The sequence below is a fragment of the Psychrobacter sp. H25 genome (assembly GCF_059076335.1).
In genome coordinates this window covers 3,114,218-3,138,694 of the sequence record NZ_JCACRV010000001.1, presented here as the reverse complement: position 1 = coordinate 3,138,694, position 24,477 = coordinate 3,114,218, and the positions used below count along the sequence as shown (strand labels likewise).

The 24,477-nt window shown below is 43.6% G+C and carries 22 protein-coding genes and 1 other RNA gene; 11 read left to right on the top strand and 12 right to left on the bottom strand.

All coding sequences use genetic code 11. From position 1 onward, the window contains the following. Positions 1–27: 27 nt before the first annotated feature. The 3 genes from AC5JPO_RS12840 to AC5JPO_RS12830 all read left to right on the top strand — a co-directional run bounded on the left by AC5JPO_RS12840 (position 28) and on the right by AC5JPO_RS12830 (position 4,358). Positions 28–663: a response regulator gene (locus AC5JPO_RS12840; protein WP_319050626.1), complete on the top strand. Its 636-nt coding sequence runs from the start codon at positions 28–30 to the stop codon at positions 661–663. Between the two features lie 35 nt (positions 664–698). Continuing rightward, positions 699–2,456 carry a sensor histidine kinase gene (locus AC5JPO_RS12835; protein ID WP_443526117.1) on the top strand — a complete coding sequence of 586 codons (1,758 nt, stop codon included), beginning with the start codon at positions 699–701 and terminating at the stop codon, positions 2,454–2,456. Between the two features lie 162 nt (positions 2,457–2,618). After that, positions 2,619–4,358 carry a sigma 54-interacting transcriptional regulator gene (locus AC5JPO_RS12830; RefSeq protein ID WP_443526116.1) on the top strand — a complete coding sequence of 580 codons (1,740 nt, stop codon included), beginning with the start codon at positions 2,619–2,621 and terminating at the stop codon, positions 4,356–4,358. Between the two features lie 99 nt (positions 4,359–4,457). Here AC5JPO_RS12830 and AC5JPO_RS12825 read toward each other — a convergent pair whose 3' ends face one another. Continuing rightward, positions 4,458–5,951: a S41 family peptidase gene (locus tag AC5JPO_RS12825; protein ID WP_443526114.1), complete on the bottom strand. Its 1,494-nt coding sequence runs from the start codon at positions 5,949–5,951 to the stop codon at positions 4,458–4,460. Between the two features lie 231 nt (positions 5,952–6,182). After that, entirely contained in the window at positions 6,183–7,841 is a 1,659-nt protein-coding gene (gpmI, locus tag AC5JPO_RS12820; RefSeq protein ID WP_493853998.1) for a 2,3-bisphosphoglycerate-independent phosphoglycerate mutase, read from the bottom strand. A gap of 246 nt (positions 7,842–8,087) precedes the next feature. Between gpmI and ssrS the strand changes: the two genes are divergently transcribed. Next, positions 8,088–8,283, top strand: a non-coding RNA gene (gene ssrS, locus AC5JPO_RS12815) — 6S RNA. Positions 8,284–8,401: 118 nt separating this feature from the next. Here the strand turns inward: ssrS and AC5JPO_RS12810 are convergent. Beyond that, positions 8,402–9,025: an FxsA family protein gene (locus tag AC5JPO_RS12810; RefSeq protein ID WP_443526112.1), complete on the bottom strand. Its 624-nt coding sequence runs from the start codon at positions 9,023–9,025 to the stop codon at positions 8,402–8,404. Between the two features lie 153 nt (positions 9,026–9,178). On the opposite strand from AC5JPO_RS12810, the gene ruvC reads away from it, so the two are divergent. Continuing rightward, positions 9,179–9,763 (top strand): crossover junction endodeoxyribonuclease RuvC, encoded by a 585-nt coding sequence (gene ruvC / locus AC5JPO_RS12805; RefSeq protein ID WP_443526110.1) that lies wholly within the window; start codon positions 9,179–9,181, stop codon positions 9,761–9,763. Positions 9,764–9,999: 236 nt separating this feature from the next. Here the strand turns inward: ruvC and AC5JPO_RS12800 are convergent, their stop codons facing one another. The 5 genes from AC5JPO_RS12800 to AC5JPO_RS12780 all read right to left on the bottom strand — a co-directional run bounded on the left by AC5JPO_RS12800 (position 10,000) and on the right by AC5JPO_RS12780 (position 15,653). Continuing rightward, positions 10,000–10,950, bottom strand: coding sequence for an META domain-containing protein (locus AC5JPO_RS12800; RefSeq protein ID WP_443526109.1), 951 nt, complete (start codon positions 10,948–10,950; stop codon positions 10,000–10,002). Positions 10,951–11,274: 324 nt separating this feature from the next. Beyond that, the gene (locus tag AC5JPO_RS12795) at positions 11,275–11,925 is read right to left on the bottom strand and encodes a glutathione S-transferase family protein (protein WP_319050634.1); all 651 of its coding nucleotides are present in this window, start codon (positions 11,923–11,925) and stop codon (positions 11,275–11,277) included. A 221-nt stretch (positions 11,926–12,146) separates the two neighbouring features. Next, the gene (locus AC5JPO_RS12790; protein ID WP_443526107.1) at positions 12,147–12,785 is read right to left on the bottom strand and encodes a peroxiredoxin; all 639 of its coding nucleotides are present in this window, start codon (positions 12,783–12,785) and stop codon (positions 12,147–12,149) included. 211 nt (positions 12,786–12,996) lie between these two features. Beyond that, the gene (locus tag AC5JPO_RS12785; protein WP_443526106.1) at positions 12,997–13,749 is read right to left on the bottom strand and encodes a phospholipase D family protein; all 753 of its coding nucleotides are present in this window, start codon (positions 13,747–13,749) and stop codon (positions 12,997–12,999) included. Between the two features lie 164 nt (positions 13,750–13,913). After that, on the bottom strand, positions 13,914–15,653 hold the full coding sequence (locus tag AC5JPO_RS12780; protein WP_443526105.1) for a glutamine--tRNA ligase/YqeY domain fusion protein: 1,740 nt from the start codon (positions 15,651–15,653) through the stop codon (positions 13,914–13,916). A gap of 315 nt (positions 15,654–15,968) precedes the next feature. Here AC5JPO_RS12780 and AC5JPO_RS12775 point away from each other — a divergent pair, with 315 nt between their 5' ends. Together AC5JPO_RS12775 and AC5JPO_RS12770 are read left to right on the top strand one after the other, a co-directional pair. Beyond that, positions 15,969–16,484, top strand: a complete 516-nt coding sequence (locus tag AC5JPO_RS12775; protein ID WP_179798385.1) for a peptidylprolyl isomerase — start codon at positions 15,969–15,971, stop codon at positions 16,482–16,484. Positions 16,485–16,607: 123 nt separating this feature from the next. Continuing rightward, the gene (locus AC5JPO_RS12770) at positions 16,608–17,480 is read left to right on the top strand and encodes a UDP-2,3-diacylglucosamine diphosphatase (RefSeq protein WP_443526103.1); all 873 of its coding nucleotides are present in this window, start codon (positions 16,608–16,610) and stop codon (positions 17,478–17,480) included. A 145-nt stretch (positions 17,481–17,625) separates the two neighbouring features. Here AC5JPO_RS12770 and orn read toward each other — a convergent pair whose 3' ends face one another. Then, positions 17,626–18,213 carry an oligoribonuclease gene (gene orn / locus AC5JPO_RS12765; protein ID WP_201598474.1) on the bottom strand — a complete coding sequence of 196 codons (588 nt, stop codon included), beginning with the start codon at positions 18,211–18,213 and terminating at the stop codon, positions 17,626–17,628. A gap of 234 nt (positions 18,214–18,447) precedes the next feature. Between orn and rsgA the strand changes: the two genes are divergently transcribed. The 4 genes from rsgA (at position 18,448) to secB (ending at position 21,438) form a co-directional block, all read left to right on the top strand. Next, complete coding sequence (rsgA, locus tag AC5JPO_RS12760) at positions 18,448–19,551, top strand: ribosome small subunit-dependent GTPase A (RefSeq protein ID WP_443526101.1); 1,104 nt, start codon at positions 18,448–18,450, stop codon at positions 19,549–19,551. A 171-nt stretch (positions 19,552–19,722) separates the two neighbouring features. Then, positions 19,723–20,175 carry a rhodanese-like domain-containing protein gene (locus AC5JPO_RS12755; RefSeq protein WP_319050640.1) on the top strand — a complete coding sequence of 151 codons (453 nt, stop codon included), beginning with the start codon at positions 19,723–19,725 and terminating at the stop codon, positions 20,173–20,175. Between the two features lie 330 nt (positions 20,176–20,505). After that, positions 20,506–20,769 carry a glutaredoxin 3 gene (gene grxC / locus AC5JPO_RS12750; protein ID WP_443526099.1) on the top strand — a complete coding sequence of 88 codons (264 nt, stop codon included), beginning with the start codon at positions 20,506–20,508 and terminating at the stop codon, positions 20,767–20,769. Between the two features lie 216 nt (positions 20,770–20,985). Further along, positions 20,986–21,438 (top strand): protein-export chaperone SecB, encoded by a 453-nt coding sequence (gene secB, locus AC5JPO_RS12745; protein ID WP_057760989.1) that lies wholly within the window; start codon positions 20,986–20,988, stop codon positions 21,436–21,438. A gap of 256 nt (positions 21,439–21,694) precedes the next feature. On the opposite strand, the gene adk is transcribed toward secB, so the two are convergent. The 3 genes from adk to AC5JPO_RS12730 all read right to left on the bottom strand — a co-directional run bounded on the left by adk (position 21,695) and on the right by AC5JPO_RS12730 (position 24,452). Beyond that, positions 21,695–22,348, bottom strand: a complete 654-nt coding sequence (adk, locus tag AC5JPO_RS12740; RefSeq protein WP_319050671.1) for an adenylate kinase — start codon at positions 22,346–22,348, stop codon at positions 21,695–21,697. Between the two features lie 338 nt (positions 22,349–22,686). Then, entirely contained in the window at positions 22,687–23,967 is a 1,281-nt protein-coding gene (gene ccmI, locus AC5JPO_RS12735; RefSeq protein ID WP_319050642.1) for a c-type cytochrome biogenesis protein CcmI, read from the bottom strand. Beyond that, positions 23,964–24,452, bottom strand: a complete 489-nt coding sequence (locus AC5JPO_RS12730) for a cytochrome c-type biogenesis protein (RefSeq protein ID WP_442967645.1) — start codon at positions 24,450–24,452, stop codon at positions 23,964–23,966. Before AC5JPO_RS12730 ends, ccmI begins: the two co-directional genes overlap by 4 nt. Positions 24,453–24,477: the final 25 nt, after the last annotated feature.

Genomic DNA, 24,477 nt, shown 5'->3' with positions numbered 1-24,477 from the left:
TTCTGACAAACAACAAAGAGTATGGTTATGATTAAAGTATTGGTGGTGGATGATCATGATTTGGTGCGGATGGGTATTAGTCGCATGTTATCAGACAGCCCCGATATCGAAGTAGTGGGTGAAGCAGACAGCGGAGATATGGCGATAAAACAGGCCAAGCAGCTACGTCCTGATGTGGTATTGCTAGATGTCAATATGCCAAATATCGGCGGGCTTGAGGCCACCAAACGCCTTATTCAGCTCGATATGGGTATTAAGATTTTGGCAGTGAGTAGCATGTCAGCCCAGCCTTATCCTTCAATGTTGATAAAAGCTGGCGTAAATGGTTATATCACAAAAGGCACTCCGCTTGACGAGATGATACGCGCTGTCAAAAAAATCTATCAAGGGGGTCGTTATTTCAGTCAAGATGTTGCTGAGCAATTGGCCGATGTTTTGTTGTCTGATAATGCTACTTCACCTTTTGAGTTATTAAGTGATAGAGAAAAACAAGTCGCCATGATGGTCGTCAATTGCCAAAGCCCTCAGCAAATTGCTGATCAATTATTTGTCAGTGTCAAAACCATCAACACTTATCGCTACCGTATCTACGAGAAAGTCGGGGTTGATAGTGATGTGAAATTGACCCACCTTGCCATTCGCCATGGTTTGATTCAACCCTAAGCTACTCAGCACCTCTTTTTTGTAATGGTCAATTTATGAAACCTGCTACCAGACTTGTCTCTGCCATCACACGCTACATCCATCAAGATGATACGATTCCTCTGCCGCAATTGCGTAGGTTGGGCATCATTTATAGCAGTTATCGTTTTATCGTCAGCATATTTTCTATGCTGATGCTATATATCGCTGCTCGAGCTGATAACAACGACTCTCTCCCCAGCTTCTTGCAGCAAACCGCATTGAGTTTTTATGTGATGCTGAGTTTGATTTTGCTGGGCCTGTTTTATGTGGTGAACAAACAGATGCGCCGGCAGCTCGCATTTGGTCTGGTGCTCGACGTTATTATATTGAGTCTATTGCTCTATACCGCAGGGGAGCCTGATTTACAGCTGACCATGCTATACATGGTCGTCGTTGCCGCCAGTTTCATGCTACTCCACGGCTCTCAAGCCCTAGTCATTACCCTACTGGCTATTATTTTTGTCATTTACCAACAGTTTTTCTATGCCATTGCCAATAGTATGAGCTTAGCTAACTTGGGTGATGCGTTACTGATGTCAGCCAGCTTTTTGGCAGTGGGCGGTTTGAGTTGGTCCATCTCTCAGCGTTTGGTGCAACTTGAAAAAGTAGCTGCAACCCATGCCAAAGAAGTCGAACGACTTAATGTGATCAATCAAGAAGTCATCACGCAAATGGTCAACGGGGTTATCGTCATCGACAGACAGCATATTGTCCTTGCAAACCTTGCAGCTCACCAATTGCTCAGTATTGCACAGAGCCCTTCAATACAAGCACATAAAACCTTGATGGCTACAGGAGATGACCGTAGCCATGCCGTTTTGTCCAACTTTGAACAGCAACTGAGCAGACAACATACTCAGCTAATCAAAGCCTGCTTATCAGTGGCTACAGGACAATCGCGTACGTTTACTTATGATGTGCCTGAGGTAGCCAATGCTTCGATATTTGGTAAGCTGCGTGTACAAATCATTCCACTAAAAGATGACAGTAAATTAATTATTTTAGAAGACTTACGCCGTGAACAAGCCAGCGCACAGCAATTGAAACTGGCATCATTGGGTCAGCTGACAGCCAGTATCGCACATGAGATCAGAAATCCTCTCGCTGCTATCTCACAAGCCAGCCAGCTCTTAATGGAAGATTTTACTGAGTTTGAGACAGATGAAAGTCTATTGGCCAGTGCACCAAATGTGGATATGGCGGGCAATCATGAGCTCTATAAAATGATATTTTCACAAACGAAACGGGTGAACCGTATCATCGAAGATATTTTAAAACTGTCGCGCCAACAAGCCGCTTCTCAGCAATCAATTGTATTGGCTGAATGGATGCCCGCATTTTTAGAAAACTACTTCAAAGGACACGACATTTTTCTACGGGTAAAAACCCAACCTACTATCCAATTTGATCCTCATCAATTAGAGCAAATATTGATAAACTTGATCAATAATGGCTTACGTTATAGTAGCTATAGCCACCCTCATGCTTATGTGGAAATTGAAATTTACTACGCCGACAACGATGTTATAATCGATGTATTAGATGACGGTAATGGTGTAAGCAATGAAGATCTAAAACATTTGTTTAACCCATTTTTTACAACAGACAAAACAGGGACTGGTCTAGGATTGTATTTGTCACAAGCTTTTTGTGAGGCCAATCAGGCACGCTTGCTATATATTGCTGAACACGAAAAAACATGCTTTCGTTTAATTATACCCGCTATTGACTCTGATCATAATTTTCAAGCTGTTGAAGAAAACCTCTATTAGCATCGCTTTAGATCAAAACCTTGTCTATTTGTAATTCTTGAGTAGTCAATATTGATCATTATAGAAGCCAGGTATGATTGACATACTCTTTTACAAAAAGCGCTACCCTATCTGGCCCTAGCTATTAATATTTTGTAGCCATTAAACACAATGAGATAATGTATGACAACAAAAGCGCTGGTCGTTGATGATGAAGTGGATCTATGCCGATTAATGCAAATCACTTTAACCAAGATGGGCATCAAAAGTGATGTTGCTTATACGTTGGCGCAAGCAAGATCCTACTGGCAGGACAATGATTATGATTTTTGTCTGACTGATTTAAAGCTTCCTGACGGCTCAGGATTAGAGTTGGTAAAAGAAGTTAGCAATAGCTCCAACACTCCCATTGCGGTGATTACCGCTCATGGCAGTATGGATCTAGCGATTGAAGCATTGAAAATCGGTGCTTTTGATTTTGTGAATAAGCCACTTGAGCTGCCACGTCTACGTCAGTTGGTCGAAAATGCCCTGAAAGTTATTCATCAAGATAATGAAGCACAAACCACACCTGAGTGCTCGCCTGAACAAAAACTATTAGACACTAGGCTGATTGGCAACTCTGCTGTGATGCATCCTCTCAAAAATACTATTTTAAAGTTGGCACGGTCACAGGCGCCCGTATTTTTGTCTGGTGCGTCAGGTACAGGTAAAGAGGTTGTCGCTAGACTGATTCATGACTTAAGCCCACGACGTGATGGTAGCTTTGTACCAGTGAACTGCGGCGCTATTCCTTCTGAGCTAATGGAATCAGAGTTTTTTGGTCACAAAAAAGGAAGCTTTACAGGAGCAGTTGCCGATAAACAAGGTCTGTTTCAGCAAGCAAATGGTGGCACGTTATTCTTAGATGAGGTGGCAGACTTACCATTGGCCATGCAAGTGAAACTACTGCGGGCTATTCAAGAGAAAACGGTCAGAGCCATTGGTGATACCAAAGAAGTCCCTGTTGATATCCGTATATTGTCCGCCACTCACAAAGATTTGAGTCAGTTGGTGACAGATGGCGCGTTTCGACAAGATTTATACTATCGTATCAATGTGATCGAACTCAAGCTACCAACGCTCAATGCTCGCCGTGATGATATCCCTGTTTTGGCAGAACATTTTTTGGCACTAATCTCTGAAGAATGGCAACTAGATACCCCGCCATCACTGACACGTGATGCTTGCGCGCGTCTGCAACGTCACGATTTTGCTGGTAACGTTCGTGAGCTTCGCAACTTACTTGAGCGTGCAGTGACCTTGGCTGAGACCTCAGAGATTGACACCTATCACTTGGGTCTTCCTGAGCTTGAGCAAAACCTTGAAGACACACAATCTCACGGCGAAAACACCAACCAGAACGACAATCAAAGCGCTTACCAACATGTAGATGATCAAAGCAAGTCGCAACCAACTGCTCAATCGATATCCCAAGTAGCAGAAAACCATGAGCGGACCTCGCAGTCTAGCGTTGAGGTAACCGCTATACAGACCAAGCCAGAAACAACGAATCTACATCCTTATCGTACTAATATTCAGCATTATTCGTCGGTGATACAATCAACACCTAACCAAGTAGCACCATCAGCCACTCAAACGGATACGGATGAGCAAACGGATATTAATAAGACAGCATCGCTCACGCATACTACCCAGCTAGACAATAGCAGTAACACAAGCGCTCAAGAACCCCTTGATGGGCAGTTGCCACCTCAGGGCTTAGAGCATTACCTACAAGAGCAAGAAAGACAGTTGATTATCACAGCACTTAAGCAGACTGGTTGGAATAAAACCCAAGCAGCAGAACTGTTAGGAACCACTTTTCGCTCATTGCGGTATCGCATGAAAAAACTAGAAATAGCAGAAGACCAGTCTGATTAGTTTATCTAAGTATTAAAGTTGCTTTATTGAAAATGACACGTTGTATTACGATATGTTGTTAGGTAACAGCTAAATTTTTAGTTACTAGTCAACGAAAGGCTACTGTATCGTAGCCTTTCGAACAAAACGAATGCCAGAATCAAGTGCACGGGCTTTTAACAAGCTTAGTGCCTGCTGCTCCCAAGTACTCTCATTACCTGATAGGGAAACGTCAGGCTCAACTCCAATGCCATCTATTTGCCTGCCTGATGCTGTCATATAGTTAGCTACCGTTAATTTCACTGCTTGCTCATCGTTGAGTGGTATAACAGATTGTACAGACCCTTTACCATAGCTTACTTCACCGACGATAGTCGCCCGTTTTTGCGCCTGTAAGCTACTGGCTAATACCTCAGCTGCGGATGCGGAGTAGCGGTTTTGTAGTACAACCATAGGCAAAGGTTTGAGTAACGCATTCCCTTGTGTCGGTAGTACGCGTGATTGGTCTTGGCGTGCCTGTACTTGTACGACATCAGTATCACTCATAAATAAACTGGCAACGCTCACCGCTGATGTGAGCACCCCACCTGGATTGTCGCGCATATCCAACAATACTCCTGAGATAGGCGCGTTCAAATCAATCAAACCTTCCAACAGCTTTTCACGGCTATTGTTTTGGAAGGCAGGCAGTTTAATAACTGCCATACCGTCGACGAGTTTTGTTTGAATAACTTGGGGGTGGCTATTATTGCGCTGTAACGTTGTGGTGTGCTTGCGGCGACCTGCCTTAGACGTAATGATATCTACTTGTGTACCAGCAATGCCTGTTAGCAGCTGATCAATATCGTTGCTTTTCCTATTCTCATCAAGCTTGAACTCATCAATCTGATGCAGGTAATCACCAACGGCGATTCCTTTTTTGTCAGCAGGCGAGTCATCGATAACGTCTGTCACAACCCAGTATCCTGCATCTGCTTGGTAGGTCACTTTGATACCAATATCGCCGACGTCACCCTCTGTAAAAGCACGTAAGTTTTCGTAGGCTTCAGCATCTAAAAACTCAGCATGGCTATCAAGCTTGGTCAACATACCGCTCATCGCGTTGTTGAATAGCTCCTCATCATTGACCGCATCGATGTACTGACGACGTACCAAGTCTACGACAGCCACAAAGGTTTTTAGCGTCTCAGGAGAAATCGCATTTAACGATACTTGCTGGACTTCTGGTGGAATGCTTGTGTCAATGCTATCGGTATCATCCATTAACGCACTTTCATCTGGGACGCTGTCTATCGAATCATCTGACTCATCAGCAGCTGCTAACATATCAATATCATCTTCAGACGCTACGGTATCTGCATTCAAACTGATCAGTTGTAGACTCGCTGTAGGACTCGGGGTGGATGCATCAGTTGGGTCTGCTGCTTGCGCACTCGTATTGGCAACACACCACCCTAGCAAACCCAGTACTAATAAGCGTTTAGGATCTACAGAATTGAGAGATTTATGTTTGAGGTGACTAGGCTTGAGATTACTATTTGCGATTGATGATCTAAGCGCCTTTTTTCCCAATTGTTTGGACAAAGATGAACGCATAAGAGAAATAGAAGGCATAAGAAACTCATTTAAATAATAGAATGTATGACATTATTGTTATGTATTACCGTATAAGTTAACACCAAAAGCCTCTCTCGGACTAGAGCAGTTTTGCAAATCATGGGACAAAATACGTCACAAAAAAAGGGAGAGATAATAAATACCTTTCCCTTTTCTAGTTTATATCATTAATCTAATTAACTATTTTCTACAAGTTATCCAATGTACGGATAACTTGAGGCAACCGACTTACGATGCTGAAACCAATAGACTCTCACCAGTCATCTCAGCAGGTGCATCGACATTCATCAATGCCAAAATAGTCGGTGCCACATCACTAAGCTTACCGCCATGGCGTACTTGCAGCTTTTGTGTGCCTACGTAGATCAGTGGTACATGCTCTGTCGTATGCTGAGTATGCACTTGACCACTCTCGTAGTCTTGCATTTGCTCACAGTTGCCATGATCGGCAGTGATAAGCATGTCGCCACCAGCCGCACGCACTGCTGACTCAATACGTCCAACACACACATCTAATGCCTCTACTGCTTTTACCGCAGCATCGAAGATACCAGTGTGCCCAACCATGTCACCATTGGCATAATTCACGACTAGCACATCGTATTTGCCAGATTCAATCGCTTCTACCAGCTTATCAGTGACTTCAGGCGCACTCATCTCAGGCTTTAGATCATAAGTCGCGACATCGGGAGACGGTACTAAAATACGGGTCTCACCGTCGTACTCTTCTTCGCGACCACCGCTAAAGAAAAACGTGACGTGTGCGTACTTCTCAGTTTCTGCAATACGTAGCTGCGTCTTCTCTTGATCCTGTAAGTACTCTCCCAATGTATTGGCCAAAGATGTTGGATAATAGGCAATACTAGTTTTTGTATTATTGGCCAAAATATCTGAGTACTTCGTTAGCATCACAAATGCCGAAAGCTTCGGTTGTTTTTGACGAGCAAATCCAGAAAACTCGTGATCTGGCAGAACAAACGCTTGTGCAAGTTCGCGAGCGCGGTCAGCACGGAAATTCATAAAGATTAGTGCATCATTGTCTTCGACCGTATAAGGCACTTCGTCACGTCCAATCACCGTCGTGGGGCTAATGAACTCATCAGTCTCGCGCGCTTTATAGGCGGCTTGGACAGCGCCATCTGCTCTGGTCGATAGGCGCTCAGCTTTGCCTTCTGTGATCAGCTCATAGGCTTTTTGTACGCGATCCCAGCGATTGTCGCGGTCCATTGCATAGTAGCGGCCGATGATGCTAGCAATCTGTACATGCCCGCCTTCATAATGGGCGTTGAGCTTGTTGATATAGTCACGCAAGCGATTGATATACTTGTCAGCAGACTTAGGCGGCGTATCACGGCCGTCTAAAAAGCAATGAATAAAGACATTTTTGGCACCGTGAACCAATGCCGAATGACACATGCCTTCGATATGATCCTGATGAGAGTGAACACCGCCATCAGAAAGCAGGCCCATAATATGGACATTGCCACCGCGCTTATTGGCAGCTTTGACTGCATTAACAAGCGCTTCGTTTTTGTAAAACTCACGATTGGCAAGTTCATTTGAGATACGTGTTGAGTCCTGATAAAGCACACGACCAGCACCCAGATTCATATGGCCAACCTCTGAGTTACCAAATTGCCCATCTGGTAAGCCTACGTCTTCTCCTGAAGCGGAGATGAGTCCATGAGGATACTGTTGGTATATTTTGTCCAGATTTGGCATATTGGCCGCAGCAATGGCATTGTCTTTATCGTCTTCGCGATGACCAAAGCCGTCTAATATCATTAAAACATGCGGCGTTTTTTTATTCGGTGCGCCATCTTGCTTACTATTAAGCTGCGCCTGATTGTCATCAATAGATTTTGATGCTTGCTGGGTATTGGTCATATATTACCGCTCCTCGAGTGAATGAACGCCTATCATGCTGTGTTAAGGTATTGAAAGCTCTCTATATTAACACAAATCTTAAAATAGCTGAAAAACTGACAATTTTTTACTAATAAATGAACGGTTTTGTATCGTTTTTATACCGCCGTATTTGTCAGCAAACCCATACCAGTCATGTAACCAACGATACTGAGTATCAATCTGTAACTCACACTTGCAATCACTCATTTCATTAGTTAAGATGAATCTATTCTGAAGTGTTGGCTAGTAGATGTTTATTCCCTGAGCCGATAATGCTTTACCAGGATGTGGTACCTATTGTCTCATTGTGTATGCCTGCACCGCTTGCGGTGTATCAGGAAACCTGCAGAGATGATGACGCATCCGCCCTGAACTTCACGGTTCATGGGTCACCATCTTACAGCGGCACTTCGGTTGTTTCATTCGGTCTGTAAACGCATCCTTTGTATTATATTAGGTGTTTTTACTGCCACTAAAAAGCCCCTTTCGCCATTAGCGAAAGGGGCTTTTTTTATGTTGGATGAATGACTGGATAGCCGTTACTCATCATTAGCAGATTTAGTGATTTTTTTCACATCTTTAGGAACATTCTTGGCAGTGCCATCAACCGTTGTATGTTGTTTGAACACATCACCAAATGGGTTTTGCTGTTGCTGACCAAATGGATTTTGATTGTTCATACCACCTGCTCCACCGAATGGGTTTTGACCACCCATGCCGCCAAACGGGTTTTGTCCGCCGCCCATTTGACCACCCATCTGCTTTGCCATCATTTCCATCATTTTTTGCTGATTATTCATGACATAGTTGTTAGCCACGTCTTTAAGCTTCTTTTGTACAGGTGGTAGTACAACCAGTAGCGCAAGCAAATCGCTTAATACGCCTGGAATCAGCAATAAGATACCCGCTGCTGCCATAGCAATACTTTTGATCATCGTAGACTCTGGCGGACGCATTGCAGGGTTCATCATGCCACCCGCTTTCATTTGCTGGGCCATTGGGTTTAGAGAAGCCATACCTTTACGCACAAGAGAAATACCGATAACCGCTGCAACAATAAACCACATGAACACCCACCAGCCGCTCATAAATTGAGCAAGCAAATACCACAGTAGCATCTCGATAATAAACCAAACGATGGCTATACCAACTATCTGACCCATAAAGTGTCGTCCTATAAAATAAAAACCAATAAATTGAGTGCCATGTAAATTAAAATGGCTAACATATGATGTATATGGGGATTGGTTGCTATACTATCAAACTTACGGCTCATTTTTAAGCCATAAAACAAAATGTAAGCAAGACGGAATACTATGGCAATTATTATTGGGATTGATCCAGGGTCACGTATGACCGGTTATGGGATAGTCCAGCAAACGGGTGATAAACTCACCTATATCGATGCAGGTACGATTCGCACAGATACTAAGGAGATGCCTGAGCGTCTCAAACGTATTTTTAATGGATTGACTCGTATCACACAGCATCATTTGAAATATGCAGACGAACCCATTTACACCGCTATCGAACAGGTATTTATGGCAGAAAACCCAGATTCTGCGCTCAAACTGGGACAAGCACGAGGTGCCGCGATTGCAGCGATGGTCGCACTGGATCTAGAAGTATCAGAATATACTGCTCGGCAGATCAAACAATCGGTATGTGGCTATGGCGCGGCGGCAAAAGAGCAAGTGCAAGAGATGGTCTGCCGAATACTGAAGTTAGAGGTGGTACCACAACAAGATGCTGCTGACGGTCTTGCCTGCGCTATTTGTCATGCGCATTCAAGTCACTCTATGAATAAAATACTATCAAACAGCTCCATGAGAGGCCGTGGCGGCTCTAAGAAAAAAGGGCGCTGGCGTCTAACCGAAGAAGACTTGGGTAACTTACGTTAGAACAGATAAGCGCTGTTAAGATAAGTGCTGTTAAAGTCATTAAACACTGACACAAATAGATACTCAAGCATAAAATAGGCAATAAAAACACGCGTCCAATGGTGCGTGTTTTTATTGCCTATTTTCATCCTAACTTTCGATATCTAATAGCTATCGACATCTCATAGCTGTCGACGTTTAAAATGCCTATTTGTTTTGAAATGTTCAGATGGGTTAATGGATTACATTGTATTGAGTTATTCTGCAACTGAGCTTTCGATAACAGCGTCTAACACATAAGCATAGGCGTCATCATTCGTGTCACTCTCTAGTGGCTCATCGTTCATTAGTAGCTCACTGGTACCTAGCTGATAACGCTGTAAGCGTAGTACCTCCTCATGCGTGCCATCGTGATGGTAGCCATCAATCTCTCCAGAAAATACTCTCCACTTTCCTTCGTGAGTTTTTATGCCTTGGTTATCGTAGGTGACCGGCTTGATTTGTAAACACTGTTTATCATTATTCATTTCACAGTCTACTTTTTTAGCATTTACTGCCCAAAACACTGCCTCACCCTTGCTGTTGTATTTCGCTTGAGGGGTGAGTCTACCGCTCCAGACCAAGGTGGCATTATCACTGGTAAACTGTGTCAACACTGGGCTATCGCTCTGAGTCACCTTTAACTCACTGTTACCTAGCATCAGTGTATTCAAAGTATTTTCGGCGCTATCGAGTTCGCTACAAGACATTTTGGTGCTCATACCTTCATCTATAGTCAGCGTATGTCCTTGTAGTTGGTAGGCGGCGCTAATTGTATTGCAACCAACACTATAACTGAGCGTGTTCTGTCCTTGATGCTCATTGAACACTAGGGTAACTTGGCTATTAATATTCGCAAACTCGGTCACAGATTGATGGTTCGCATCAGTGACACTATCAAGTGTCCAACGATGACGAGATAAGGTGTCAATCAGCTGCGCTTCAGCATTAGACATAGTTGATCTGACTGGGTCTGATGTAGGGCTCACATTGGACGTCAGGTTTTCGCTCGCTACCGAATCTAATGCGTCGTTGACTTCAGTGCTATCTGATGCACTCTCTTCGCTAGTTGTTGTTTCTTTTTGACAAGCACTTAGCATCAAACTTATTGCCAACACACTAGGCAATAAAAATATTATCGTTGTTGGTTTTTTTGCTCTACCTACCATATTTCATACCTCGTAGTAAGCGTGTATCACTTTTTTCTATGTCTGGTTTTCATACTGGCTTTTATTAAATGATCATGTGGAATGAGATTATTATAATCAATTTAGATTGACCACTATAGACTGAGGGATATTGCCTTATGTAATGAAATGTTGATTTTTATTATTATTTAAATCTATTGTTGTTTGATGCCATAAGTATTACGAAAAAAAGGACAGCCAATAAATATCAGCTATCCTTGATATTACTTAAAATGCATTTGTTTCTCAGGTTAAATTTGGTTCTCAGGCTAATAGATCTTTGAATACCTAAATTTTAACGTTGGTTCATGCAGACTTGTTTTTGGCTATATTTTTAATACTAAAACGCTCATTCATCTTTTGATAAAAGCGTGCTAGGTTTTCACCTTGCTCATTAGGATTAATCTTAAGCACTTTACCAAAGTCTAGGCTTAGATAAAGCACGATATCTGCAAAGCTCAGTTGCTCACCTACTAGATACTCACGACCCTCCAAAATTGTCTCAAAATACCCCATTGCCTTGATAGCTCGAGCAATCGATGGCGCGACGAACTCTGGCACCTGTTCAACACGCTGTGCTTTGGACGGGTGACTGTGCTGGAATGCTAGCATCAAATTGTACATCACCTCGAACTCAGCAACACGGCGCATAGAGCACACTTGGGCACGCTGCACCACGTCATTACCCATGACCGAACGCTCTCCATAAACGCGATCTAAATACTCGCAAACTGCCTGTGAGTCATTGAGCACGGTACCGTCATCTAGTGTTAAGACGGGTACGGTCTGCATTGGGTTCATTTGAGTAAAGGCTTCTGACATCTGCTCGTTTGCAGCAAAGTCAATATCAATCACATCAATGTCATCCATATCATCGACATCGATGCCTTTTGAAGCCAATAAAATAAGTGCTTTGCGCGGATTGGGTGCGGTACGAGTAACGTATAGTTTTTTCATAGTAAATTCCTTGTAATAATGATTGAACAACAGCTTAGCGTTAATACGCTTTATTATGATCGTGGTAGTACTGAGTACCAATCTATTGATGCTTTATACCACAGTTATAGCCTACTCTGACCCTCATGGCAAAGGCTTATTGCTCATGAGTCAAAATATAAAAAGCCCCACGACATTGAGTCATGAGGCTCTATTTAATCATATCTATGCAACCAAGCTAATTATTTGTTTGGTGCAGGTGTCGTACGCAAGTACGGCTTGATTTCTTTATGACCTTTTGGATAGTTGGCAGCAATATCTTCGTTCTTGACGCTTGGTGGAATGATCACGTCATCACCCTCTTTCCAATCTACTGGCGTGGCGATATTGTATTCGTCAGACAATTGCAATGCATCAATAACGCGGATGATTTCATCAAAGTTACGACCACAGCTCGCAGGATATGTCAGTGTTAGGCGCACCTTCTTGTTCGGATCGATGATAAACACACTACGTACTGTGTGCGTACTGTCTGCATTAGGATGCATCATGTCATATAATTCAGCGACTTCCTTATTAGGGTCAGCGATGATTGGGAAGTTCATATCTGTCCCTTGCGTCTCACCGATATCACTTGCCCAAGACTTATGATCTTCTAGACTATCGACAGAAATACAAATCGGCTTCACATTGCGCTTTTGAAACTCGCCGTTCAATGCGGCTGCACGCCCAAGCTCAGTGGTACATACTGGCGTAAAATCTGCTGGATGCGAGAAAAAAACGACCCAGTTGTCACCTGCCCACTCATGAAAATTAATATCACCCTCTGTGGTTGCCGCGTCAAAATTGGGTGCGGTATCACCTAAACGTAAATGTGCCATGCTGTATTCCTTAGCTATGTTGATGAACGCTGTTATCGACACGTCGGTCTCGCGCTCTATTATTATCTTCGATGTGCTGAGTAGTAAAAACCAAGCACATCCCTAAAAACTGACTTTATAGTAACAAACTGGTTATGAATGTCTTGTGACGGATTGTAATGCGGTTATTCCATTTACCACTTAGCAAACAAGTAACTATTCTCACAGCTTCTTATACAACCATGCCTGCATCCCACAAGCAAAACTCACCAAACTTGCCCTTTTTACTAGTGCCACCAGCAGCACGTCCAGCATCAGTCAATACAAGCTCACCCTCTTGAGATTGTAGGTAACCTGCTGCAAGCAATTTTTCATTAAGCTCCTGTGTCTTAACGCCCAATTCTTTGGCAAGCTTGGCAGTGGTCAATTTAGAATAATTAGGTGTGGCATCTGTCGTTGGCGCAGTCGACGTTACTGGCGTCTGAGATGCTGTACTTGCTGTTTTGGTATTAGGTTCAGGCTGACTTTGGGTTTCACTTACCTTTTCAAGAGACATTCTAACCTCATCACTGATACGAATGATGCGCTGCGCTTCTTCGTAAGTATCGGCATAAAGTTTGGCATCGTCATTACGATAAATCAGCACGCCCATTTCATTATTATTGACCTGGCTAAATTCATAAAGATTTAAACTGGTAATAATGCATTCGTTTTCATTCAGGTAGCATTTGGCATGCAAGTTTTTGCAAAAGCTAGTACGAATAAACGTTAAGTTTTTTAGCCAATTTATTTCCTCTGGATGTAAATCATTCTTGCCATAAACAATGCGAATGTCGATCTTGAGACGGTTGCGGTCTTCTAATAATTCTTTGATACGTTCATTAAGCTTCAAATATGGGCTAATAATAATCAACCGATCAGAAGCGTTTTTAATCAGTTCTTCTAGATGATAGGTCGTCCCACTGCTGTTCAAAAATTTTGCCATGCTCATTTCCTCAAATATTACTGTCAAAAACTTTATAATTGTCCAAAAAAAGCCCATCCCTAGCGTACTAGAAATGGGCTTGCTTGCAAACTACTATTGTTCAGTATTATCTCAACACATCAGCTTCCGTGGTAATGCCTTTTATAGATTTAGTCAGTATCAGATTAAGCGGGCTTATAGCTGTCGCGTAAGCTAACGATTTGGTTAAATACTGGCTTATCAGTACTGTGATCTTCGCTATCAGAGATAAAATACCCTTCGCGCTCAAACTGGAAACGCGTGCCAGCATCAGCACTGGCTAAAGATGGCTCAACGACAGCATTTAGCTCAGTTAATGAGTTAGCATTCAATGCCTGATGAACGTCAGCGACGCTACTTGGATCCTCAACGCTAAATAGCTGCTCATACATACGTACGATTGCTGGTACGCCTTGACTGGCAGATACCCAGTGAATCACCCCTTTAACCTTGCGACCCTCAGGGTTGTTGCCAAGAGTGGCAGGATCAATCGTTGCTTTTAGCTCGACGACATTGCCACTCTCGTCAGTGATATGCTCAGTGACGGCTAACACGTAGGTGTTCCGCAAACGAATCTCTGGCTTTTCTGGAGAGAGACGCTTATAACCTGCTGGTGGTTCAATCTCGTAATCACCTTGATCAATGTATAGCGTCTCGGTAAATGGGATCTCGCGCTCACCCATGTCGACGTTAGGGTGTTTGGGCTGAGTCAACCAAAGCGTCTGCGCCTCATCATCAAAACGCGCGTTCACACTATCGGCTTTTTGTGTCTCCCAGCTGCTGACCGCTTCGCTAAAGTTAGTAATCGTCACTTTTAGTGGCTTTAACACCGCCATACCGCGCGCAGTCATTGTCTCTAATGACTGACGAACGCTAAACTCTAATAGACGAAAGTCAACCACACTATCCGCTTTGGTCACACCCACACGCTCACAAAAATCACGCAAGCCCTCTGGCGTATAACCACGGCGGCGCATACCAGCGACGGTCGGCATACGTGGATCGTCCCAACCGCTCACGATGCCTTCATCAACAAGTTGCTTGAGCTTACGCTTACTGGTCAATGTGTGATCAACGTTTAAGCGACTAAATTCGTACTGGTGCGGCGGCACATCAAAGCCGACTTTTTCGATGACCCAGTCGTAGAACGGACGGTGATCCTCAAACTCAAGGGTACACAACGAATGAGTAATACCTTCAAGCGCATCAGAGAGCGGATGAGCAAAGTCATACATCGGATAGATACACCATTTGTCACCAGTTTGATGATGGGATTGATGCATGACGCGATAAATAACAGGGTCACGCAAGTTCATATTTGGACTTGCCATATCAATCTTGGCGCGCAAAATAGCCTTACCTTCAGCGTATTTACCTTCTTTCATATCATTGAAAAGCGCTAGATTTTCTTCGACGCTGGCATCACGATATGGTGAAGGCGTGCCCGCTTCATTAAATGAGCCACGGTTTTCTTTAATTTGCTCAGGCGACTGTAAATCAACATAGGCGTCGCCTTGCTCAATCAACTGGATTGCCCATGCATGCAGCTGATCAAAATAACTTGATGCGTGGTACGCCTCGCCTGCCCACTCAAAACCGAGCCACTTCACATCATTTTCAATATTATCAATGAAATCTTGTTTTTCTGCGGTTGGGTTGGTGTCATCAAAACGCAGGTTGCATACACCGCCAAACTCTTCGGCCACCCCAAAGTTTAGGCAGATAGATTTGACATGACCTAAGTGTAAGTAGCCATTTGGCTCAGGCGGAAAACGCGTGACAATTTGCTCATACTTTTGCGCATTGACATCGTCACGAATGATATTACGAATAAAATCATTTTTTGGTTCGTCTTTTTGTGCAGTGTTGTTTGAGTGCTCACTCATCGGGTATTGCTCCTAACGCAAATTGTCAGTTCATGGTGCGTGCCATCACGCATCACGAAACGTTTAAACTAAAGTATTAAAATAAAGCGAGAATATAAAAACTTGGATAGTGCAACCGCATTATCACAATTTGTCAAAGCTGATCAAAAATAGGTAAAGTTGCGTTATTCTATCAGGTTTCGCAAACGCATTAACAGCCTGATACATGACACGGGATAAAAAAGCCGTTAGACTACCCGTAACTTTTTAAACACCAACTTTTAACCACCACTTGACAGCGTCATTTAAGGCGCTGCAATCAAAAAGGAATATCCCATGGTAGACATGCCACCAGTAGTAGAACTTGAAACCAATATGGGTGCGATCGTTATCGAACTCAACGAAGAAAAAGCGCCAAAAACCGTAGAAAACTTTTTGAACTATGTAAAATCTGGTCAGTATGACGGTACGATTTTCCATCGCATCATTGATGGTTTCATGATTCAAGGCGGTGGAATGGACGCTGAGATGAATGAAAAACCAACCAATGCGCCTATCGAAAACGAAGCGGACAACGGCCTGAAAAATGACAAAGGTACTATCGCAATGGCGCGTACCCAAGATCCGCATTCAGCAACCAGCCAGTTCTTCATCAACGTAAAAGACAACGACTTCCTAAACCACTCTGGCAAAAACATGCAAGGTTGGGGTTACACCGTATTTGGTAAAGTAACTAGCGGTATGGACGTTATCGAAAAAATGCGCAGCGTCCCAACGGGTCGTTTCGGTATGCATGCTGATGTGCCAAAAGAGCCAGTTGTTATCAATTCAGCAACCATCGTTACTCAGTAATAGCTATTCGATAAAAGCTACTTAATAGCAGCTACTCAATAATAGCTGTGAATGAGCGAGCATTTTGTAGTAGAACTTATTGAGTCATGCTCGCTATACGATAAGTCACGAGGACAAAGATAAATGCAAAGTTTTGATCACTTAATCACGACCCGCCCTCATCAAGTGCGGCAAGTATTGATTAGCGATTTGCATTTATCGCCTCAGGAGCCTGCCTTAGTGCAGGCTTTTTTGACGCTGCTGGATGACTGTTTTGCTCTGCCTGCTCTTAAGCGTCTCTTTATATTGGGTGATTGGTTTGAGGTATGGCTAGGCGATGATATGTATTTACCCCTATTAAAAGAAGAAGGGTCAGAGGACGAACAAATAACGCATTGGCTAACGCCGCTTATCGCCAAACTCAAGCAGCTACGTATCAATGGTTGCGAGATATTGGTCATGCATGGCAATCGTGATTTTTTGTTGGGTCAGCCGTTTTGTAATCTATTCGGTGGTGAGTTGATCAGCGAACCGTATACTTTGGCTATTGGTCAACAGAATTACCGCTTGGAACACGGTGACGCACTCTGCACGGATGACAAGAAGTATCAGTTCTTTCGTAAAATCATGCGTAACCGTCTGACTCAGTGGTATCTGCTCAACAAGTCATTAGAAAAACGCTTAGCCATCGCAGATAATATGCGCAAAAAAAGCCAGAAAAATAATGCCAATAAAGCCGCTTATATCATGGATGTGAATGATAAAGCCGTATATCAAGCCATTACTGCTAGCGATGCACTACTGCACGGTCATACCCACCGTCCCGATATCCATCAAGCTACCACTGATAAAAAGCGCTATGTGCTTGGCGACTGGCGACTGTTAGGTAAAGACGCTCGCCAGCCAAAAGTTAATGCGGTAATTGGCGCGGTAACAGAAGACGAGCATTCAAATGAGAGTTTGAATAGTAATGATGCTGAGTTTAAGTTGTACGAGTTTGAATTTCTTGTTCGCTAAAATGCGTGTAATGGCGTTTTAAACTTAATGGCATTTTAAACAATGCATCTTCAAAAACATCTTTTCAATATAAAAAGGGTCTGTCGATAGTTCAACAGACCCTTTTTATGTTTACTACATGCTTGAGCTACTTATCGCTTGCTCTCTAGTCCATCAATTTAAAGAAATGCTGACGATAGTGCTTTAGCTCACGAATAGAGTCACGAATATCGTCTAAAGCTAAATGACTGCCGCCTTTTTCAAAGTTCTTTAGAATGTCAGGACGCCAGCGGAAACACAGCTCTTTGATCGACGACACATCAAGATTACGATAATGAAAGAAGCGCTCAAGCTCTGGCATTTGGCGCGCCATAAAGCGACGATCTTGGCAGATAGAGTTACCGCACATTGGTGACTTACCACTATCAACCCATTTATTTAGGAACTTAATGGTCTCAGCTTCCGCTTCTGCCAGTGTCACCGTACTACGGCGCACACGGTCGACCAATCCTGACTGTCCATGCTGCTTGGTATTCCAATCATCCATCTTATTTAAAACTTGATCCGACACCTTGATCGCAAACACAGGCCCTTCGGCAAGCACGTTCAAATCTTCATCAGTTACGACGGTGGCAATCTCAATAATCTCATCGTTTAACGTATCGAGTCCGGTCATTTCTAAGTCAATCCATACCAGCCCTTTTTTACCTTGGTTTTTGATCTTAATCTTATTGGGATGGTCACCGGTAGCCATAAAATATCCTATCATTCATAATTTTGGAAAAGCAACTTTAGAAAAACAATTGAAAAAACGTATTACACGTAGACATCCGTGCTCGAGCAGTATTACAACGCGCTATTCGGTTCAGAAAACCTTTAGAGTCGCTACAATATTACAAAACCACTGTCTGCCGCAGACGCTTTAGGCTGTATGTTAGCAAATTTTCACGCTACACTTAGCAATATTTTTATAATAGGTCACAAACCCATGGCATTAATCCGGCAACGCAAACTGACTAAACAACAGATTCGTCGCATCGACAAGCAGCAACTGTCCAATCAAGACAGCATCGATGATAGCTTGATGGATGGCGTGGTCATGGCGCACTACGGTAAGCAATTAGAAGTACAAGTCACAAGCCTGCCTTCAGTGATACCTGAACAGCCAGAAGTCGCCCCTGATGATCCTGAGCCGTTTTGGCAAGCGCTCGCGCTTGGCGACATCTGGCGCTGTCATGTACGTACCAATCTACCGATGCTAGCCGCTGGCGACCAAGTACGCTGGAATGCCGACTCCAACACCGGCTTTGGACGTATCGAAGCGGTCAAGCCGCGTACCTCACTGGTCTCTCGTCCTGATCGTTATCATAAGCTCAAACCCGTCGCCGCCAATGTTGATATTCTGGCCATCGTCTTTGCCCCATTGCCTGCCGCCGCGCCAACACTAATCGATCGCTATCTGGTGGTGTGCCATCACGCGGGTGTCAAACCACTACTCGTCCTCAACAAAGCCGATCTGTTGGCTCAAGAAAACGGTGTTGATACCAATGAGTTATTGGCACAGTATGCAGCACTTGGCTATGAGAGCGTACTCACCTCGGTCGATTGTCCTGAAAACGTCGCCGAAAGTGACGAACAAGAAGGACTCGATGAGCTAAAACGCTACATAGATAAAAAGCTAGTTATCTTTGCTGGTCAATCTGGCGTTGGTAAAAGCAGTCTGATCAATGCCCTACTTCCAGAGTCTGGTCAAAGCGTCAATGTCATCTCGCAAAACTCTAAGCTTGGTCAACATACCACCACGACGAGCCGACTGTTGCCATTTAACCCAGACGATCTTACCCAAGGCGGTATCGTCGATACCCCAGGTATCCGTGAGTATGGTATCTGGCACCTCACCCCTGATGATATTATTTCAGGCTTCGTTGAGCTGGCGCCATTGGCCGGTGACTGTCAATTCCGTGACTGTCGCCACACTCATAACAGTAAAGGCTGTGCACTATGGCAAGCCGTGGCGGATGGGACTGTATTGCAGCGCCGCGTTGAAAACCTCGTGACGCTAAGAGAAGAGGCAGATACTAAGCCTTACTAATTCTTATTAGGCTCAATTGACGTCATCTCAAAAGCAAGATGACAGCTCGATTATTGACCGTGTCATCGCCCGTTTACTATAGATGACCTTATCGGTATAATAGCGCCTTGTTCATTATCATTGGGCTGGCTTCTCAGCCTGATAGAACACTTATTTTTTTGGAGGTATGGTTTGGATCGTGCGCTGGAATTTGTGGGCAACCACCCGTTTTTATTTGGTATATTAGCCGTACTTGCTATCCTGTTTTTTACCATTGAAAACAAACGTAGCGGTAGAAAAATATCGCCCAACACTCTTGGCATGATGGTCAACTCTCAAAACGCGCAGCTGATCGATATTCGCGCCAAGAAGAAGTTTGAATCAGGTTATATTCAAGGCAGCCGCAACATACCATTCACTGACCTGAAAGACCGCTTAGAAGAGATTCGTGCGATTGAGCAGCCAGTAATTATTATCTGTGATATGGGCGTACAAGCAGGCGCAGCCATTCAAATGATTGGCAAAGATGACGTCTATCGTCTAGAGGGCGGTGTCGGTGGTTGGCAAGGTGCTGGCATGCCATTGGTTGGTATAAAAGACGCTAAATCAAAGAAAGGTAAGTCAAAGCCCAGTCTAAGCAAATAGCAAGCCTGCTTCAACGCTATGCTTAGTTAGTGTTTACCACTACCTGACTGGCGCTCAAAAAATAAAAAGACACCTCTTAATAAGGTGTCTTTTTTTGTGCAGTACTTATAAGGCAGTAAAGTTAAAGTGACAAAGTTAATGCTGTGAGGCGTTTTAAACTGAGACGGCTTGAATTTGTCGTACCTATCCCCACTTTAGTAGTGAACACAACCGAATACATTTGTACTTTACTCATTGATAACAGACTATACCAACACGTAGACTATGATAATTAATCGTGTTATCTATAATAGTGCTGTTGTCTCACAAATTTATAAATAAGGATTAACCATGATTGTACCAGTTAAAGTTTATACCACACCTATCTGCCCATACTGCTCAAACGCCAAACAATTATTAAAGACTAAAGGCGTTGATTATGAAGAAATCGGTATGCATGATATGAGCCGTGAAGATCGCCAAGCATTGATGCAAAAAACCAATAACTACCGCACTGTGCCACAAATTTTTGTTGGTGATACCTTTGTTGGTGGCTTTGATGAGCTTAACCAAATGAACCAGCAAGGCAAACTTGACGAGCTATTAGCAGGTTAATCTGCTACTTTACGCTACTGTCTGTTTTTATGCCTATAAAGACAGACAGCGGTGGGTTCAAACATAGCTTTTGATTCAAATGTAGTCCTTGATATAAATACAGTATCAAGAAGTAGTGATAAAAACATCGAGTTTTCGTCCCTATTTATATTACAATGAATTTCTATTAAAATGACCGTTTGCCCAATTATTTGATTTAATTTTAGAGGATTTATCATGGCTGAAGAACAAGCACAACCACAATTGGCATTAGAGCGCATCTACGTAAAAGATATGTCACTTGAAGTACCAGGCGCGAGCGTATTCACCAAAGAGTGGAACCCAGAGCTTGATATCAACTTGTCTAGCAATGCTGAAAAGCTAGATGATGACCATTATCAGATCATCCTTACCGTGAGCGTTACTGCCAAAAATGCGGAAGAAGCAGCGTTTATCGCTGAAGTGCATCAGGCAGGTATTTTCTTACTAAAAGACATCCCAGAAGACCAAATCGGTCAAATCTTAGGTGCATACTGCCCTAACGTGCTGTTCCCATACGCTCGTGAGGTCATCAGCGACATCGTGACGCGTGGTAGCTTCCCGCAATTACTACTCGCTCCTGTGAACTTTGATCAAGCATACGCGCAAAGCCAGCAGCAAGCGCAAGTGGATGCTCAAGGTAACGCATAAGCATTAATTAAAATATATGAGCTCTACCAGTCGTATATTTGATAAGAGGCCGTTTACTTATAATGAGTAAGCGGTTTTTTTTGTGTGATTTCTCATGAGAATTTACAAAATTATTTGTTAGCCATCATGAAAGATAAATCTGTAAGATCTTGAATTAATAGACATATTGGATCAACAGATATAGAAAAACCCTGCTATCAAACAGGGTCTTTAATGACGATATCGACTGGCTAAATGAATTAGTTACAATCGATCATTAGCCTTTTAACGCTGATAAGATCTGCTGCTTGACCTCATCAATACCTTGCGTACCATCAAACTTATCATAGCTAGGTGCATCATCACCCTCAGTCGCTTTGTCTTGGTAAAAACCAACCAATGCTGACGTTTGCTCATGATACGTAGACAGACGGTCGCGGATAGTCGCTTCTTGGTCATCTTCACGCTGAATAAGCGCTTCGCCAGTGACATCATCGATACCATCAACCTTTGGTGGGTTGTGATCCACATGGTAAACACGACCCGAACCTGGATGCTGGCGACGGCCAGACAAACGGCTGACGATTTCGTCATCAGGTACGCTTATTTCGACCACATGATCGATGGCAACATCAGCATCTGCAAGTGCCTGCGCTTGAGGAATAGTACGCGGAAAACCATCCAAGATACAACCGTTGACACAATCAGGCTTAGCGATACGCTCTTTGACTAGGTTGATAATAAGATCATCAGAAACCAAACCACCAGCATTCATAATATCCTTGGCTTTTTTGCCAAGCTCGCTACCTTCTTTGATTGCTGCGCGTAGCATGTCGCCAGTTGAGATCTGTGGAATGTCATATTCTTTAGAAATAAACTGGGCTTGAGTACCTTTACCGGCGCCTGGTGGTCCTAGCAAAATAATACGCATCATTACACGACTCTCCTTAATAGATAGGATTTTGGGATTAATAAAACTTAGGGATTAATGGTTTGCAAAGCTACCTTACCTTGTGGCTTTGCAAACCTCAAGTATTTTCATAATTACGGTTATGAGTTGCTATGACTTAGCTGTTCATACAACACTGTTGCGCCCTTATATAACGGACAGTGTCACTAAGGTGATAGCGACTCATAGTAACAGAGAAGTCTATAGTACAGCGAACTTAAAAGAGTATTAAAACCACCCGTTATTTAACTGCTGCAAAGCAATATATCTCACTTACAACCAGAATGAGGCTGCTACGCTTTTGTAGTGAGTAGACTATGCTACGGTATTTGCTGATTGATTTCTACATTGGCCTGAGTTTGATCAGCACTAATCACTACGGGATTACCTGACAGGTCTCCAGACTCTGCGACTGCGTTACCACTGTGGCTGATACGAGCAATGACTGCCAACTGTACTTTGTCTCCTCGAGCAGATCCTATAGTACGTCCTGGCATCATAGCATCAAGATCGCTTAGGCTAATAGTAGCCTCGCCTTGCTTGATGGCGCTGATCGGTAAGCGCTTGGCGGCAAACGGTGGTCCACCATTGACATCACGAATCGCGACAAACAGCACATCATCAGCTTTGACCAACGGTAGCAAGCTTGAATTTATCTTAACGGTCACCTCAACACCTTCAGAGGCTTGCTGCTGCTGGATAGCCACATTAGCACTCAGCTCATCTAGGCTTGAGAGCGCCTGCGTATGATCGCCTGGCTTGGCAGAAATACTAGCACGCAAGCGTTTTATCCAGCCTTGTGCTTGGTCAAAGTTATTCGCTCGCGCCTCACCCATTGCCATCAGCATCTGAGCACCTTCATGCTCTGGGTTAGTTGCCAATAACTCTTCTAGTACTCGGCGACTATTAGCATCTAGCTGACCTTGATTAGCAAAAAAACTGATCTGCGCATAAGTCGCTGCAATTTCTTCGTTGTCGGGTGACAGGCGATAAGCACGTGATAGAGCCTCTAGCGCTGAATCAGTCGCTTCTAATGACAAAAATAGCTCTGATAGGCGCATCCAGCGATTGTAGTCATAGGCATGGCGATAGACATTGGTCTGCATGGCACTAATCAGCTGATTACCATCTTCGATAGCCCAGGCTGGCGGCTGATCAATTTTACCTGTTAATAAATCATCAGCCACTTGACCTACTTTGTCCTCAGCAGCCCATAGCTCAAACACAGGAGTACGATCAGCGACCATCAAGTAGGCCATGGCTGTAAGGACGGGGACCCAAACGATGATGATCAATCGACTTTTGATACCAGGCGTGACCATAGGGGCGACTTCACGCTGAGCATCTAAGAGCTGACGTTCTAGCTCTAGCTTTTGGTTTTGATAATGGTGATCATCAATGATGCCACTATCTTTATCTGTTTTTAGCTCAGCCAAACGCTCACGGAACACGGCAACGTTGATATCTAATAGCTGATTGTCCACAGGCTTACTGTGTTTGCGCGGTGCTTTTAGCCATGGCTTGATCGCGATAACACCAAGCAATAAGGCAATAAGTAAGCTTAGCGCAATAAATAAGCCAACCGTAGAGAATATGGTCATTTTTTGCCCCCAAGGCTTGTAATGTCATGATCGTCTTTATTATCAGCACGTGATAACAAACGCTCAAGCTCCGCTTTTTCGGTGGCAGATAATGCCTCAGTAGTATGCTCTACTGCCACGCCACTGTCGCCACTAGCGACCAGCTGACGCCGTTTGCTTTGCCAAAACCATCCAATGATCAAGATGATGAGCAATAATGGTGGGAAAAACCACAAGATCCATGTCGAAGGACGGACTGGTGGCTTATAACTGATAAAGTCGCCATAGCGTTCCTGCATATAAGCACGAATCTCACCATCACTTCGGCCGTCTTTGACCATGTTATAAGTTTTTTGTTTTAAATCTTGAGCAATTGGTGCATCAGAGCCTGCTAGGTTTTGGTTTTGACATTTTGGACAGCGTAGCTCTTCAATGAGACCGCGATACTGAGCTTCTTGTTGTACAGAGTCAAAGTCATAAACATCAATAGCAGCAAAGCTGGTCATACTCAATAAACAAGCAATGAGAACG

What these genes read in the sequence shown, in the direction of transcription:
- ccmI (WP_319050642.1), bottom strand. Translation starts at nt 23,967, where the DNA reads ATGACCATATTCTCTACGGTTGGCTTATTTATTGCGCTAAGCTTACTT.
- ruvC (WP_443526110.1), top strand. Translation starts at nt 9,179, where the DNA reads ATGGCAATTATTATTGGGATTGATCCAGGGTCACGTATGACCGGTTAT.
- AC5JPO_RS12785 (WP_443526106.1), bottom strand. Translation starts at nt 13,749, where the DNA reads ATGGCAAAATTTTTGAACAGCAGTGGGACGACCTATCATCTAGAAGAA.
- adk (WP_319050671.1), bottom strand. Translation starts at nt 22,348, where the DNA reads ATGCGTATTATTTTGCTAGGACCACCAGGCGCCGGTAAAGGTACTCAA.
- AC5JPO_RS12780 (WP_443526105.1), bottom strand. Translation starts at nt 15,653, where the DNA reads ATGAGTGAGCACTCAAACAACACTGCACAAAAAGACGAACCAAAAAAT.
- AC5JPO_RS12790 (WP_443526107.1), bottom strand. Translation starts at nt 12,785, where the DNA reads ATGGCACATTTACGTTTAGGTGATACCGCACCCAATTTTGACGCGGCA.
- AC5JPO_RS12810 (WP_443526112.1), bottom strand. Translation starts at nt 9,025, where the DNA reads ATGGGTCAGATAGTTGGTATAGCCATCGTTTGGTTTATTATCGAGATG.
- secB (WP_057760989.1), top strand. Translation starts at nt 20,986, where the DNA reads ATGGCTGAAGAACAAGCACAACCACAATTGGCATTAGAGCGCATCTAC.
- AC5JPO_RS12775 (WP_179798385.1), top strand. Translation starts at nt 15,969, where the DNA reads ATGGTAGACATGCCACCAGTAGTAGAACTTGAAACCAATATGGGTGCG.
- orn (WP_201598474.1), bottom strand. Translation starts at nt 18,213, where the DNA reads ATGGCTACCGGTGACCATCCCAATAAGATTAAGATCAAAAACCAAGGT.
- gpmI (WP_493853998.1), bottom strand. Translation starts at nt 7,841, where the DNA reads ATGACCAATACCCAGCAAGCATCAAAATCTATTGATGACAATCAGGCG.
- AC5JPO_RS12835 (WP_443526117.1), top strand. Translation starts at nt 699, where the DNA reads ATGAAACCTGCTACCAGACTTGTCTCTGCCATCACACGCTACATCCAT.
- AC5JPO_RS12830 (WP_443526116.1), top strand. Translation starts at nt 2,619, where the DNA reads ATGACAACAAAAGCGCTGGTCGTTGATGATGAAGTGGATCTATGCCGA.
- AC5JPO_RS12800 (WP_443526109.1), bottom strand. Translation starts at nt 10,950, where the DNA reads ATGGTAGGTAGAGCAAAAAAACCAACAACGATAATATTTTTATTGCCT.
- AC5JPO_RS12840 (WP_319050626.1), top strand. Translation starts at nt 28, where the DNA reads ATGATTAAAGTATTGGTGGTGGATGATCATGATTTGGTGCGGATGGGT.
- AC5JPO_RS12825 (WP_443526114.1), bottom strand. Translation starts at nt 5,951, where the DNA reads ATGCCTTCTATTTCTCTTATGCGTTCATCTTTGTCCAAACAATTGGGA.
- rsgA (WP_443526101.1), top strand. Translation starts at nt 18,448, where the DNA reads ATGGCATTAATCCGGCAACGCAAACTGACTAAACAACAGATTCGTCGC.
- grxC (WP_443526099.1), top strand. Translation starts at nt 20,506, where the DNA reads ATGATTGTACCAGTTAAAGTTTATACCACACCTATCTGCCCATACTGC.
- AC5JPO_RS12770 (WP_443526103.1), top strand. Translation starts at nt 16,608, where the DNA reads ATGCAAAGTTTTGATCACTTAATCACGACCCGCCCTCATCAAGTGCGG.
- AC5JPO_RS12730 (WP_442967645.1), bottom strand. Translation starts at nt 24,452, where the DNA reads ATGACCAGCTTTGCTGCTATTGATGTTTATGACTTTGACTCTGTACAA.
- AC5JPO_RS12795 (WP_319050634.1), bottom strand. Translation starts at nt 11,925, where the DNA reads ATGAAAAAACTATACGTTACTCGTACCGCACCCAATCCGCGCAAAGCA.